General features: G+C 73.5%; 14 protein-coding genes. 10 read left to right on the plus strand and 4 right to left on the minus strand.

The genetic code is table 11. From position 1 onward, the window contains the following. Positions 1 to 139 precede the first annotated feature (139 nt). Positions 140 to 1,165, plus strand: coding sequence for a site-2 protease family protein (locus M1P99_RS06855; RefSeq protein ID WP_304451815.1), 1,026 nt, complete (start codon positions 140 to 142; stop codon positions 1,163 to 1,165). Between the two features lie 50 nt (positions 1,166 to 1,215). Here M1P99_RS06855 and M1P99_RS06860 read toward each other — a convergent pair whose 3' ends face one another. Continuing rightward, entirely contained in the window at positions 1,216 to 1,716 is a 501-nt protein-coding gene (locus tag M1P99_RS06860; protein ID WP_304451816.1) for a hypothetical protein, read from the minus strand. 8 nt (positions 1,717 to 1,724) lie between these two features. Next, on the minus strand, positions 1,725 to 2,591 hold the full coding sequence (gene mshB / locus M1P99_RS06865; protein ID WP_304451817.1) for an N-acetyl-1-D-myo-inositol-2-amino-2-deoxy-alpha-D-glucopyranoside deacetylase: 867 nt from the start codon (positions 2,589 to 2,591) through the stop codon (positions 1,725 to 1,727). Positions 2,592 to 2,694: 103 nt separating this feature from the next. Between mshB and M1P99_RS06870 the strand changes: the two genes are divergently transcribed. Continuing rightward, positions 2,695 to 4,902 carry a prolyl oligopeptidase family serine peptidase gene (locus tag M1P99_RS06870; RefSeq protein WP_304451818.1) on the plus strand — a complete coding sequence of 736 codons (2,208 nt, stop codon included), beginning with the start codon at positions 2,695 to 2,697 and terminating at the stop codon, positions 4,900 to 4,902. Positions 4,903 to 4,967: 65 nt separating this feature from the next. Here M1P99_RS06870 and M1P99_RS06875 read toward each other — a convergent pair whose 3' ends face one another. Beyond that, positions 4,968 to 5,201 (minus strand): hypothetical protein, encoded by a 234-nt coding sequence (locus M1P99_RS06875; RefSeq protein ID WP_304451819.1) that lies wholly within the window; start codon positions 5,199 to 5,201, stop codon positions 4,968 to 4,970. Between the two features lie 96 nt (positions 5,202 to 5,297). On the opposite strand from M1P99_RS06875, the gene M1P99_RS06880 reads away from it, so the two are divergent. From M1P99_RS06880 to M1P99_RS06895, 4 genes are all read left to right on the plus strand, one after another. After that, a complete protein-coding gene (locus M1P99_RS06880) occupies positions 5,298 to 5,672 on the plus strand; it encodes a DUF3054 domain-containing protein (RefSeq protein ID WP_304451820.1) in 375 nt (124 codons plus the stop codon). 46 nt (positions 5,673 to 5,718) lie between these two features. Further along, on the plus strand, positions 5,719 to 6,387 hold the full coding sequence (locus tag M1P99_RS06885; protein WP_304451821.1) for a TrmH family RNA methyltransferase: 669 nt from the start codon (positions 5,719 to 5,721) through the stop codon (positions 6,385 to 6,387). Between the two features lie 51 nt (positions 6,388 to 6,438). Next, entirely contained in the window at positions 6,439 to 7,074 is a 636-nt protein-coding gene (locus M1P99_RS06890) for an N-acetyltransferase (protein WP_304451822.1), read from the plus strand. A gap of 100 nt (positions 7,075 to 7,174) precedes the next feature. After that, positions 7,175 to 7,858, plus strand: a complete 684-nt coding sequence (locus tag M1P99_RS06895) for an N-acetyltransferase (RefSeq protein WP_304451823.1) — start codon at positions 7,175 to 7,177, stop codon at positions 7,856 to 7,858. A gap of 41 nt (positions 7,859 to 7,899) precedes the next feature. Here the strand turns inward: M1P99_RS06895 and M1P99_RS06900 are convergent, their stop codons facing one another. Further along, complete coding sequence (locus M1P99_RS06900) at positions 7,900 to 8,496, minus strand: TetR/AcrR family transcriptional regulator (RefSeq protein ID WP_304451824.1); 597 nt, start codon at positions 8,494 to 8,496, stop codon at positions 7,900 to 7,902. A 94-nt stretch (positions 8,497 to 8,590) separates the two neighbouring features. Between M1P99_RS06900 and M1P99_RS06905 the strand changes: the two genes are divergently transcribed. From M1P99_RS06905 to M1P99_RS06920, 4 genes are read left to right on the plus strand one after another with little or no spacing between them, the layout of a single operon-like run. Continuing rightward, the gene (locus M1P99_RS06905; RefSeq protein WP_304451825.1) at positions 8,591 to 10,123 is read left to right on the plus strand and encodes an FAD-dependent monooxygenase; all 1,533 of its coding nucleotides are present in this window, start codon (positions 8,591 to 8,593) and stop codon (positions 10,121 to 10,123) included. Next, positions 10,120 to 10,818: an MBL fold metallo-hydrolase gene (locus M1P99_RS06910; protein WP_304451826.1), complete on the plus strand. Its 699-nt coding sequence runs from the start codon at positions 10,120 to 10,122 to the stop codon at positions 10,816 to 10,818. Before M1P99_RS06905 ends, M1P99_RS06910 begins: the two co-directional genes overlap by 4 nt. Positions 10,819 to 10,841: 23 nt before the next feature. Next, entirely contained in the window at positions 10,842 to 11,042 is a 201-nt protein-coding gene (locus M1P99_RS06915; RefSeq protein ID WP_304451827.1) for a CopG family transcriptional regulator, read from the plus strand. After that, positions 11,039 to 11,437 (plus strand): type II toxin-antitoxin system death-on-curing family toxin, encoded by a 399-nt coding sequence (locus M1P99_RS06920; RefSeq protein ID WP_304451828.1) that lies wholly within the window; start codon positions 11,039 to 11,041, stop codon positions 11,435 to 11,437. The genes M1P99_RS06915 and M1P99_RS06920 overlap by 4 nt, the downstream gene beginning before the upstream one ends. The last annotated feature ends 28 nt before the right edge of the window (positions 11,438 to 11,465 follow it).

Consider the following 11,465-nt stretch of genomic DNA (forward strand, 5'->3'; position numbering starts at 1 on the left):
CCCCGGCGCTCGGTCCACGATCACCGGGAGCCGTCCCGGGGCCGTCGAGGCGCGCCCCGCCGATCGACGACCCGCTGCGACCGGGTGCGCACCAGGGCCTACTCTGGAGCGCGAACGACCCGCGACCTGCAGGAGCACCATGCCCACGCCCGAGCCGCCGCACAAGGCGGAGACGACCGACGCGTCCGAACCCGCCCCGGACCAGGCACGCGGCGTCGATCCGTGGGAGAAGATGCCCGAGGACGCGCTGAACGTGCCGAGCCGGGCCGACCTCGGCGACGCCTCGAAGGAGCCGCCCGCGGACGAGCGAACGGCGGACGCCGAGGCCGGCGCGGACGCCGAGGCCGGCGCCGAGCGGGCCGGGCGCACCCCCGGCTGGACGGACTTCCTGCCCAGTCCCGTGTTCGTGCTGCTGCTGGGCCTGGCCGGGTTCGCCGGCTGGCTGTCCTGGCGCGCGGTCGAGATGGACTGGGTGGAGGAGGGCACCCCCGTCACCCCGCTGATCCCGCCGCTGCTCATCCTGCTGGGCTGGATCGTCTCCGTCGCGGTGCACGAGTTCGCGCACGCGCTCGCCGCCTACCTGGCCGGGGACCGCTCACTGCGCGGTGGCGGCTATCTGCGGTTCAACCCCTTCACCTACCGCGAGGCGTTCGCGGGCCTGGTCCTGCCGGTGCTCTACCTCGGACTGGGCGCGTTCGGCGTGACGGGACCGCCCACCTACGTCGGCTGGGACCGGATCCGCACGCCCGGCCGCCGTGTCGCGGTCGCGCTCGCGGGCCCGCTGGCCAGCCTCCTGCTCGCCGCCGCGCTCGCGGCGACGGTGTCGGTCCTGGTCCCGCCGGGCAACGACACCACGAACTGGGCGATCGCCGCACTGGCGTTCCTGTGCTTCGCGAACCTGACCGCCGCCCTGGTCAACCTGCTGCCGGTGCCCGGGCTCGACGGGTTCGAGGTGCTGGCCGCCTTCGTCCGGGGCCGCTGGGTCGGCGTCGCCCGGACCAACGCTCTGTTCGGGTCCGTCGCCGTCTTCGCCGTGCTCTGGTTCCCGGTCGTCAACCAGGGCTTCTTCGGCCTGCTGTACTCGCTGCTGGAGTGGATCCTGCCCAACCCCGCCGTGTCCGGCATGGTCTTCCACGGTCAGTTGCTCCTGCGGTTCTGGGGCTGACGCCTGCGGGCGGCCCCGGGCCCCGTCGACCCGGGAACACCCGTCGCGCGCTACCGCGCGGGCGACGCGGGGTGCGAGAGCCGGCCCAGGCCGCTGTGCACCACGCCGATCACGAGCGCCAGCATCGTGCCGAAGAGGTACCCGTAGTGCATGAGGTGGCCGGTGATGACGACGTCACCGCCGGGGACGTAGGCGACCAGGACCACGAGCACGGCCAGGTAGCCGGCGGCGAAGGCCAGCGCGGCCGACTGGCGCCGGCTCCCCCAGGCCACCAGGCGGCAGAGGCCGTAGAGCAGCGCCACGAAGGCGAGCAGACCCGCCCCCGCCAGGCCCTGCGCGGTCGGCCCCGCGTCCCAGTAGCGGGTGAGCCAGCCCGCACCGAACGAGCCGAGCAGGCCCGCTCCCGCGCCGAGCGGCACCAGGACGACGCACGTGAGGACCGTCAGCACCGCGGACACGACCCCGGTCGGACGGGCGCTACCCGCGGGCGCGGCGGGGATCGGGGCGACCCCGTACCCGGAGCCTGCGGCTCCTCCCATGGCGTCGCTCACCGGGCGGCTCACAAGCCCGCGAAGAGGTCGGTCTCGTACTCGCCCGGGTGGACGCGCGGCGTCGGCCCCATGAGGAGGGTGTAGTACTCGACGGCGTCGATCTCCTGGGCGATGCCGTTGGACAGCGCGAACCGCTCGCCGTCCACGGAGATCTGTGTGGCGTGGGCGCGCATCGCCAGGGTCTTGGCGGCCCAGTGGTCGGTGGCGTCCACCCGCGTGGTCACCAGCCGGTCCGGGGTGCCGCGCGCGATGTCGGACACCTGCGCGGGTGGCGTGAACGGGCCGGGCTCCTCGGTCATGCGCTCGATGACCGCCTCGATCCGCGACACCGGCTGGGCGATCGCGTAGAGCTTGCGGACCTGCCAGGGCGTGCCCGGCATCGCGCGCTCGGCGGCCTTCACGCAGCCGAGGCGGGTGACCCGGTGGGCCTGGATGTGGTCGGGGTGGCCGTAGCCACCGTGCTCGTCGTAGCTGACGACCACGTGCGGGCGGACCTCGCGGATGAGTCCGGCCAGCAGGCGCGCGGCCTCCTCCGGGTCGGCGCCCCAGAACGCGCGGGGGTGGTCGTTGGCCGGACCGCCCATCATCCCCGAGTCCCGGTAGCGCCCGGCCCCGCCGAGGAAGCGGTGGTCGCGCACGCCCAGTGCCACACAGGCCTTGTCCAGCTCGCCGACGCGGTGGTCGCCGAGGGTGTCCTCGCGGTCGGCGGCCAGGTGCGCGAGGTCGTCGGGGATGACCTCGCCCTCCTCGCCCCGGGTGCAGGTCACCAGCGTGACCCCGACCCCCTCCGCCGCGTACTTCGCCAGCGTCGCACCCGTCACGATGCTCTCGTCGTCGGGGTGCGCGTGCACCATCATGAGTCGCCTGTCCATCACCTAGCGAACAATACCGGCCACAAGGCCCCTCTCCCTCGGAACCATCCACCGCCCGCCATGGCCGCGTGCGCCGACCGCCCCCGATCTGGACCACAATCGGGCCATGAGCTTTCCTCGCCAACTCGCCCGAACCCGTCGCTTCACCACCGGTGTGCCGCGCGCCTTCCAGATCTCGCCGGACGGGGGGCGCGTCGCCTTCCTCCGGGGCCGCGACGGCGTCGACACCGCCACCTGCCTGTGGGTCCACGACGCCGAACGGGGCACGGACGCGGTCCTGGCCGACCCCCACGCCCTGGGCGCCGACGACGAGAACCTGCCGCCGGAGGAGCGCGCCCGCCGGGAACGGCTGCGCGAGAGCGGCGGCGGCATCGTGTCCTACTCCGTGGACGAGGCGTTCACCCGCGCGGTGTTCACCCTGTCGGGGCGGCTGTTCTACGTCGACCTGGTGGGCGACGACACCGACCCGCGCGAACTGCCCGCCACCACCCCGGTGGTCGACCCCCGGGTCTCCCCCCGCGGCGACCGCGTGGCCTACGTCAGCGGCGGGGCCCTGCGGGTCATCGACATCGCGGGCGCCGAGGACGACCACGGCGACCGGGTCCTGGCCCAGGACGGCGACGAGCACGTGACGTGGGGCCTGGCGGACTTCGTCGCCGCCGAGGAGATGGACCGGATCCGCGGGTTCTGGTGGGCGCCGGACGGCTCGGCGCTGCTGGCCACCCGGGTCGACGAGTCCGCGGTCCAGCGCTGGTACGTGGACGACCCGGCCAGCCCCGAGCAGGAGCCCACCGCGCTGCGCTACCCGGCCGCGGGCACGGACAACCCGGGGGTGCGCCTGGCGGTGCTGCCGGTCGCCTCCTCCGCCGCGTACCGGACGTCGGGGCCGCCCGCTCCGGTGTGGGTCGAGTGGGACCATGACGCGCTCCCCTACCTGCCCACGGCCGGATGGACCACGGGCCCGGACGGCAACCCGACGGTGGTGTTCACCGGCCAGAGCCGGGACCAGCGCACCCTCACCCTGTTCAGCGCCGACCCGGCCACCGGACTGGTGGCCGAGGTCCGTACGGACACCGACGACGTGTGGGTGGAGATCATGCCGGGCGTGCCGGCCCACACCTCCGGCGGCGCCCTGGTGTGGATCGCGCGCGACGCCGACGGCGGCGCGCGCCGGGTGTACGCGGACGGGCGGCCGGTCAGCCCGGCCGACGTGTACGTGCGCGGCGTGGTGGACGTGGACGGCGACCGGATCCTGTACTCGGCGTCGCCCGCGGGGCGGCCCGGCGACGTGTCGCTGTGGCTGGTGGACCTGGGCACGGGGCTGTCGGCACCGGTGGAGCTGCCCGGCCACGGGTGTTCACAGTCCGCGGACGCCGAGGCGCACAGCGGCCTGCGGTCGGGTCGGCTGCGGGGCGACACGATGGTCGTGCAGCACCGGTCGATGGACTTCGCGGGCGTGCGCACGCTGGTGCTGCGCAACGCGAGCACGGAGACCCGGCGGGAGCTCAGCGAGATCGCCAGCCTCGCCGAGACCCCGGACCTGCCGGACCTGCGGGTGACCACGTGGCGTGCCGGAGAGCGGGAGATCCCCTGCGCGCTGGTGCTGCCGTCCTGGTACCAGGACGGCGGGCGGCCCCTGCCGGTGCTGATGGCGCCCTACGGCGGTCCGCACGCGCAGCGGGTGCTCAGCGCCCGCGGCGCGTACCTGAGCGCGCAGTGGTTCGCCGAACAGGGGTTCGCGGTGCTCATCGCCGACGGCCGGGGCACCCCGGGTGTGGGCGTGGAGTGGGAGCAGTCCGTGCACCTGGACCTCGCCGCCCCGGTGCTGGAGGACCAGGTGGACGCGCTGCGGGACGCGGCGGAACGGTTCGACTGCCTGGACACGTCGCGGGTGGGCATCCACGGCTGGTCGTTCGGCGGCTACCTGGCCGCGCTGGCGGTGCTGCGCCGCCCGGACGTGTTCCACGCGGCGGTGGCGGGCGCGCCGGTGATCGACTGGCGGCTGTACGACACCCACTACACCGAGCGCTACCTGGGCACCCCCGAGGGCGAGCCGGAGGCCTACGGCCGCAGTTCGCTGCTGGAGGACGCGGGCAAGCTGGAGCGCCCGCTCATGATGATCCACGGGCTGTCCGACGACAACGTGGTGTTCGCGCACACGCAGCGGATGTCCTCGGCCCTGCTGGCGGCGGGCAGGCCGCACACCGTGCTGCCGCTGTCGGGGGTGACGCACTCACCGTCGGACCCGGTGGTGGCGGAGAACCTGCTGCTGTTGCAGGTGCGGTTCCTCAAGGACGGGCTCACGGGCGAGTAGGGGCGCGCGGGCGGCCCCTGGCCGGTGCCGGGCGCGAGGAGACGCGCCCGGCACGGGCCGGTGGTTCAGAAGCCGGACGGCCTCCCCGGCTCGATCTCGGACTCGGCCGGGACCTCGATGTCCACGTCCTCGTTGAAGCCGAGGTAGACCGTGATGTCGGTGCCGGGCACCGGCCCGTCGCCGAAGTCGGGCTCGGAGTGGACGGTGAACAGCAGGGGGTAGCCCTCGTCGTCGGTCCACGGGTCGAAGGTGTGGTCGACCGGCCCCGTGCCCTCGTCCCCGGCGGTGCCGAAGAACACCTCCTTGGCGAAGGTGCCGGTGTAGTGGTGCCCGTCGATCCCCTCCAGGCCGGCCCCCGGTGCGGCGGGACGCGGAACGCGATCTAGCCTGGGCCCATGCGTTCGTTTGCGGTGCCGCTCGCGTTGGCGGCCGACCTGCTCTGCGTCCTGGCCTTCGTCGTGATCGGCCGGGCCGACCACGGCGCGGGGACCGCCCTGGCGGGGATCGTCGGGACCGCGTGGCCGTTCGCGGCGGCGATGGTGCTGGGGTGGATCGTCACCCAGGCCTGGCGGCTGCCCGAGCGGATCTGGCCGACCGGGGTCTTCGTGTGGGCGGTGACCGTGGCGGGCGCCATGGCGCTGCGCCTGGCCACCGGTGAGAACGCCCCGTTCAGCTTCGTCGCCGTCACGTCCGTCTTCCTCGCCGCGACCATGCTGGGCTGGCGGGCGGGTCTGCTTCTGGCCCGGAGGAAGCGCCACCGCATCGACTGAGGCCCGGCCGGGCGGAGCGACGCGGGGCGTCCGTAAGCTGGACTGGATGAACGAGCACGACGAGACCCGCGAGGTCGGTGTGGGCCCCTGGACGGGCCCCTGGCCCGACGGCGACCACTACGACCCCGTCCTGCTGGCCGAGGGCGATCGGCGCAACGTCGTCGACCGCTACCGGTACTGGCGCCGCGAGGCGATCGTCGCCGACCTGGACGCCGTGCGCCACCCCTTCCACGTCGCCGTGGAGAACTGGGAGCACGACTTCAACATCGGATCCGTCGTGCGCACCGCCAACGCCTTCGGGTGCGCGGCCGTGCACATCGTGGGCCGGCGCCGCTGGAACCGGCGGGGCGCCATGGTCACCGACCGCTACCAGCACGTCCACCACCACCCCGACCCCGCCGCGCTCGTGGCGTGGGCCGAGGAGTCCGGCCTGCCGCTGATCGGGATCGACAACCTGCCGGGCGCGGTTCCGTTGGAGACCTACCCGCTGCCCCGGGAGGCGGTCCTGGTGTTCGGCCAGGAGGGCCCCGGGCTCTCGGAGGGCGTGCGCGAGGTGTGCGAGGCCGTGCTGTCGATCGCCCAGTTCGGGTCGACCCGCTCCATCAACGCGGGAGCGGCCGCGGCGGTGGCGATGCACGCCTGGGTCCGCGCGCACGTGTTCGACCAGCCCGTCGCGGGCATGACCAGGGCCACGCCCGCGACTCCGGTTTCGTGACCGCGCCGTGATCTAGGATGAGGGCAAGGCCCCCTACCAGAGAGTGCTCGGATGAGTTCGACCGTCACGTCCACAGCCCGCTTCGCCACGATGGACGACGTGCCCGGGGTCGCCCGGGTGCTGAGCCGGAGCTGCTACGACGACCCGCTCCTGCGGTGGCTGTTCCCCGACGACGACCTGCGCATGGCCCGGACCCGCCGCTTCTTCGCGCTGGTGTCCGGGTTCGGCTACGTCCCCGCGGGTGAGACGCGCGTGACCACGATGTCGGACGGGCCCGAGGACTCCCCCACGATCCGCGCGGCGGCGCTGTGGGCGCCGCCCGCCAGCAACCCCGAGGGCCAGCTGGTGGCGCTGCGCGCGTGGCCGCACTGGGTGTCGCTGGTCGGCCGCGCCAACCTGGGCTCGTTCGTGCGCGTGTTCGCGGAGTGGAAGCTCGCCGCGCCCCAGGAGCCCCACCTGTACCTGGCCGCGCTCGGGGTGGACCCGGCGGTCGAGGGACAGGGCATCGCGGGAAGCCTGCTGACCGCCGAGCTGGACCGGGCCGACTCCGAGTCCCTGCCGGTGTTCACCCAGACGCTCAACGACAAGTGCGTGGGGTTCTACGAACGCTTCGGTTTCGACGTGGTGCGCGAGGTCGAGCACCCGGGCGTGGGCACCACGACCTTCCTGCGGCGCGACCCGGCCTGAGGTCCGTCCGGACGATTCCGGAGAACCGCCCTCTCGTGATGATTCCGTGATCTACCATGAGCGATGACCCAGCAGCCCATGGACGGAAGAGGCATCGCGCATGCCCCCCACGTCGACGGCCGAGGCCGTCCGCACCGCGACCATGAACGACGTGCCGGGCGTGGCACGGGTGCTCGGCCGCGCCTTCGCCAACGATCCGCTCCCCCGATGGCTGTTCCCGGACGACGACACGCGCATGGCCCGCACGGTCAGGCTCAGTGCCATCGTCGCCGGATTCGGCCACGTCCCCCGCGAGAACGCCGCCGTGGTGGTGTCTCCGGCGGCCGCTTCGCGGCGGAGCGGGCCGCCCCCACCGGGCGCCTCCGGTGCGGCGCCCTCCCCGGTGGTCCGGGGGGCCGCGCTGTGGAAGCCGCCGGAGGGCGCGCCCACGGGCGCCCCGTTCCTCGTGCGCTCCCTCCCCCACCTGGCCGCCCTGGTCGGCCCGCGGCACATCCCCGAGGTGGTGCGCTACCTCGGGGAACTGGCCCACAGCAGACCGGAGGAGCCGCACTGGTACCTGTCCATGCTCGGCACCGACCCGGTCGCGCGCGGCACCGGCGTGGGTTCGCGCCTCCTGCGCGCGGGCCTGGCCCGGGCTGACTCCGACGGCGTACCGGTGTACCTGGAGACGATGAACTCGGCCAACCTCGGCTACTTCGAGCGGTTCGGTTTCCGGGTGGTACGCGTGCTCAACGACGCGCGCTACCCGTCGACCTACTGCCTGATGCGCGGCTCGGCGGCCTGAGCGCGACCCTCCGACACCCCGGAGGAGCACCCGGCGCCCGGTCAGGGCGCGAGCAGGCCGCCGACCACGGCGGCCGCGCCGCGCCCGTAGTCGGCGGCGGTCAGTCCGGGGTCCCAGGCCCGCTGGAGGATGAAGCCCTGCACGATGCCGAGCACCACGCGGGCCACCGCGTGCGGGTCGACGTCCTCGGGGACCTCCCCGGTCGTCCTCGCGAGGTCGACGCGCTCGCGCAGGGCGGCGAGCACGCCCTCGACCCCCCCGTGCAGGGCCTCGCCCAGAACCGGGTCGCGCAGGGCCTCGCCCCACGCCTGCACCGCCAGACGGGTCCGGTCGTCGGCCCGGTCCAGGGCCTCGATCGCTGCGGGGAGTCCGGCCACGAGGTCCGGAAGGGACTGCTCACGCCCCACGGACGCGCGCACCGCCTCGCTCACGGCGGTGACCGCGCCCAGGGAGATCGCGGCGATGATGTCGCGCTTGCCCCGGAAGTAGCGGTAGACCGCACCCGGGGACAGGCCCGCCTCGGTGATCACGTCCCGCATGGACGTGCGGTGGAACCCCTCGCGGACGAAGCACGTGGCGGCCGAGGAGAGGATGTGCTCGCGGCGCTCGGACAGATACGCGTCGGTGACTCGTGGCATCTCCCCATCATAGAACGAACGTTCGCTCTTGACAGAGACCGCCCTCCGGAGAGAGAGTCTTAAAAGAACGAACATTCGATTTAGGAGTGGTGTGATGGACACCGACGTCCTCATCGTCGGGGCGGGCCCCACCGGACTCGCCCTCGCCGCCCGGCTCCACGCCCTCGGCACCGCAGTCCGGATCATCGACAAGCACGCGGGCGTCCTCGAACTGACCAAGTCCGCGGCCCTGCACGCGCGCACCCTTGAACACCTGCGCGACCTCGGCGTGGCCGACGCCGTCCTGGCCGAAGGCCAGCGTGTGGACGTGCTGTGCCTGCGGACCGGGCACCGCGACCGGATCGCGGTGGACTTCCGCACGCTCGCGGACACCGCCTATCCGTTCATGGTCGACATCCCGCAGGCCCGGACCGAGCACCTGCTCATCGACCTGCTCGCGGAGCGGGGTGTGCGGGTGGAGCGCGGCACGGAGTGCACCGGCTTCGCACAGGACGCCGACGGGGTCAGCGCCACGGTCGTCACCGACGGCCGTTCCTCCACCATCCGCGCGCGGTGGCTGGTCGGCTGCGACGGGGCGCACAGCACTGTGCGCGAACTCCTGGGCATCGAGCGCGTGGGCGCCCCCTACGCCGACGACTGGGTGCTGTGCGACGCCGTCGTCGACTGGCCGCTGCCCCGCAACGAGATGACCTTCTCCGGCGACACCGAGGGCATCTTCGGCGTCTTCCCGCTCCCGGGCGAGCGCCGCTACCGGCTGGCCTACACCGCCACCCCCGGTGTGGAGCCGGATCTGCGCGACGCGCAGAGCGCGATGGCCCGCACCGGCATCGAGGGCACCATCCGCTCGGTCGACCAGTTCTGGACCTTCTCACTGGCGCACGAGCAGGCCGTCCGCTACCGCGACCGGCGCGTCTTCCTGGCGGGGGACGCCGGACACGTCCACACCCCCTTCGGCGGCCAGGGCCTCAACCTCGGGATGGGCGACGCGATGAACCTGGCCTGGCGGCTGGCCGCCGCCGCGCGCGGCGACGCCGACGCCCTGGACGCCTACGAGGACGAACGCCACCCCGTGGCCGCCCAGGTCATCGCCTTCACCCACCGCGGCGCCCAGATGATGCTGCTGCGCGGCGACCCGCGCCGCCACGTCCGCGACGCGGCCCTGACGGTGCTCCGGTCCTCGCCCCGGGCCCGGCGCGCCCTGGCCCGGCGCTTCTCCCAGCTCGACCACGGCTACCGGCGCGCCCCGGGCAACGACGGCCGCGTGCGCGGCCTGGCGGGCGGCGACCGGCTGCCGGACCTGGAGTTCTTCGACGGCCGCGCGGACCGCTCCCGGCGCCTGCACGACCTACTGCCGCCCGACCGCCACACCGTCCTGCTCACCGACGCGGCCCAGGCCGAGGGGCTGTCCGTGCCGGACTCCTGCGCGGTCCGCGTGATCACGCCCGACTGGGCGCGGGCCGCGTCCACCGGAGCCGTACCGACCGCGCTGGACCGGGGGCGGGAGGCGGCCCGGCTGTACGGCGCCGCCTACCTGGTGCGCCCCGACCGGCACATCGCCTACGCCGGACCGCCCGACGGCCTGTCCGCGGCCCTGGCCCCGCTCGCGCGCCTCGGGGAGGTCCGATGAGGTCTCCCGTCGTCCCCCTCCCGCTCGGCGCCTCCACCGCCTACGCCGTACGGGGCAAGCGCACCGTGCTGGTGGACACCGGGTTCGCGGGCGGGGAGAAGCGCCTGCTCGCACGCCTGGCCCGCGCCGGGGTGGACCCGGCCTCGATCTCGCTCGTCGTGCTGACGCACTGCCACCCCGACCATGCGGGCGGCGCCGCGCGCCTCGGGCGCGAACTCGGGGTCCCGTTGGCGGTCCACGAGGCCGAGGCGCACTGGGCGGGGGCGGGGAACAGCGTGCTCTACGACCCCCTGAACGCGTTCGGGCGGCTGCTGTCCCGCACGCTGGACACCCGCTTCCCGGCGTTCGTCCCGGACCTGGTCCTGACCGACGGCACGGCCCTGGACCACTACGGGGTGCCGCTCGACGTCCTGCACACACCGGGGCACACTCCCGGTTCGGTCACGCTGCTGCACCGGGAGAGCGGCGACGCCCTGGTCGGGGACCTGCTGGCCGGGAGCATGGTGCGCCGCGACCGGCCGGGTCTCCCCTTTCTCGCCCAGGACACGGCACAGCTGCGCCGGAGCGTGCGCCGCCTCCTGGCCGGGGACCCCCGACGGCTCCACTTCGGCCACGGCCGCCCCGCCGCCCTGCCCGCGTCGCGCGCCCGCGTCGAGAAGATCGCCCGCCCACCCGAAAAGCCGACAGACAGCTAGCCTTCCTCGGTACCATTCAGCATATGGACACGCAGCTACAGCTCCCCGAAGACGTGCATACTGCGCTCCAAGCGGCAGCCGAGGAAGACGGGAACACAGTCGACACCGAGCTCGTCACCGCCGTCAAGGACTTCCTTGAGCGTCGCCAGGCTCAGAAGGTCCTGGAACGCGTGAAGATGACGACCGAGCGCGACGCATCCCTGTTGGCGCGGCTGGCCGAGTGAGCGACACGGGCATGATGGTCTACCTCACCCGGGAGAATGTCCTCCGGATCGCCGAGTACTCCCTACCCTCGGTGAAACTACGTGATGAGACACAGCTCCTCGCTGCCCTGCAACGCCCACGGGCTTCCGCATTCGAAGAGGACGCCTACCCGGACGTGTGGGAAAAGGCCGCTGCCCTCATGCAGGCCATCGCCATCGGTCACCCGCTGGTCGATGGAAACAAGCGCCTCGCTTGGCTGAGCACGGACGCCTTTCTCAGCCTCAACGGGGTGGACTTCGACTACACCGACGAGGATTCCGCTTACGACCTGGTCATCGCCGTCACGACAGGTGAACTGGTCGAAGTCCACGAGATCGCCGTACAGCTCAGGAAGCTCATGCCGACATCGGAATAGTCCCGCCCACGAAGGGGGCCGCCCTCCC

The organism is Nocardiopsis sp. YSL2 (assembly GCF_030555055.1).
In the GTDB taxonomy this organism is placed as follows: Bacteria; Actinomycetota; Actinomycetes; order Streptosporangiales; family Streptosporangiaceae; genus Nocardiopsis.

What these genes read in the sequence shown, in the direction of transcription:
- M1P99_RS06855 (WP_304451815.1), top strand. Translation starts at nt 140, where the DNA reads ATGCCCACGCCCGAGCCGCCGCACAAGGCGGAGACGACCGACGCGTCC.
- M1P99_RS06870 (WP_304451818.1), top strand. Translation starts at nt 2,695, where the DNA reads ATGAGCTTTCCTCGCCAACTCGCCCGAACCCGTCGCTTCACCACCGGT.
- M1P99_RS06880 (WP_304451820.1), top strand. Translation starts at nt 5,298, where the DNA reads ATGCGTTCGTTTGCGGTGCCGCTCGCGTTGGCGGCCGACCTGCTCTGC.
- M1P99_RS06885 (WP_304451821.1), top strand. Translation starts at nt 5,719, where the DNA reads ATGAACGAGCACGACGAGACCCGCGAGGTCGGTGTGGGCCCCTGGACG.
- M1P99_RS06890 (WP_304451822.1), top strand. Translation starts at nt 6,439, where the DNA reads ATGAGTTCGACCGTCACGTCCACAGCCCGCTTCGCCACGATGGACGAC.
- M1P99_RS06895 (WP_304451823.1), top strand. Translation starts at nt 7,175, where the DNA reads ATGCCCCCCACGTCGACGGCCGAGGCCGTCCGCACCGCGACCATGAAC.
- M1P99_RS06900 (WP_304451824.1), bottom strand. Translation starts at nt 8,496, where the DNA reads ATGCCACGAGTCACCGACGCGTATCTGTCCGAGCGCCGCGAGCACATC.
- M1P99_RS06905 (WP_304451825.1), top strand. Translation starts at nt 8,591, where the DNA reads ATGGACACCGACGTCCTCATCGTCGGGGCGGGCCCCACCGGACTCGCC.
- M1P99_RS06910 (WP_304451826.1), top strand. Translation starts at nt 10,120, where the DNA reads ATGAGGTCTCCCGTCGTCCCCCTCCCGCTCGGCGCCTCCACCGCCTAC.
- M1P99_RS06915 (WP_304451827.1), top strand. Translation starts at nt 10,842, where the DNA reads ATGGACACGCAGCTACAGCTCCCCGAAGACGTGCATACTGCGCTCCAA.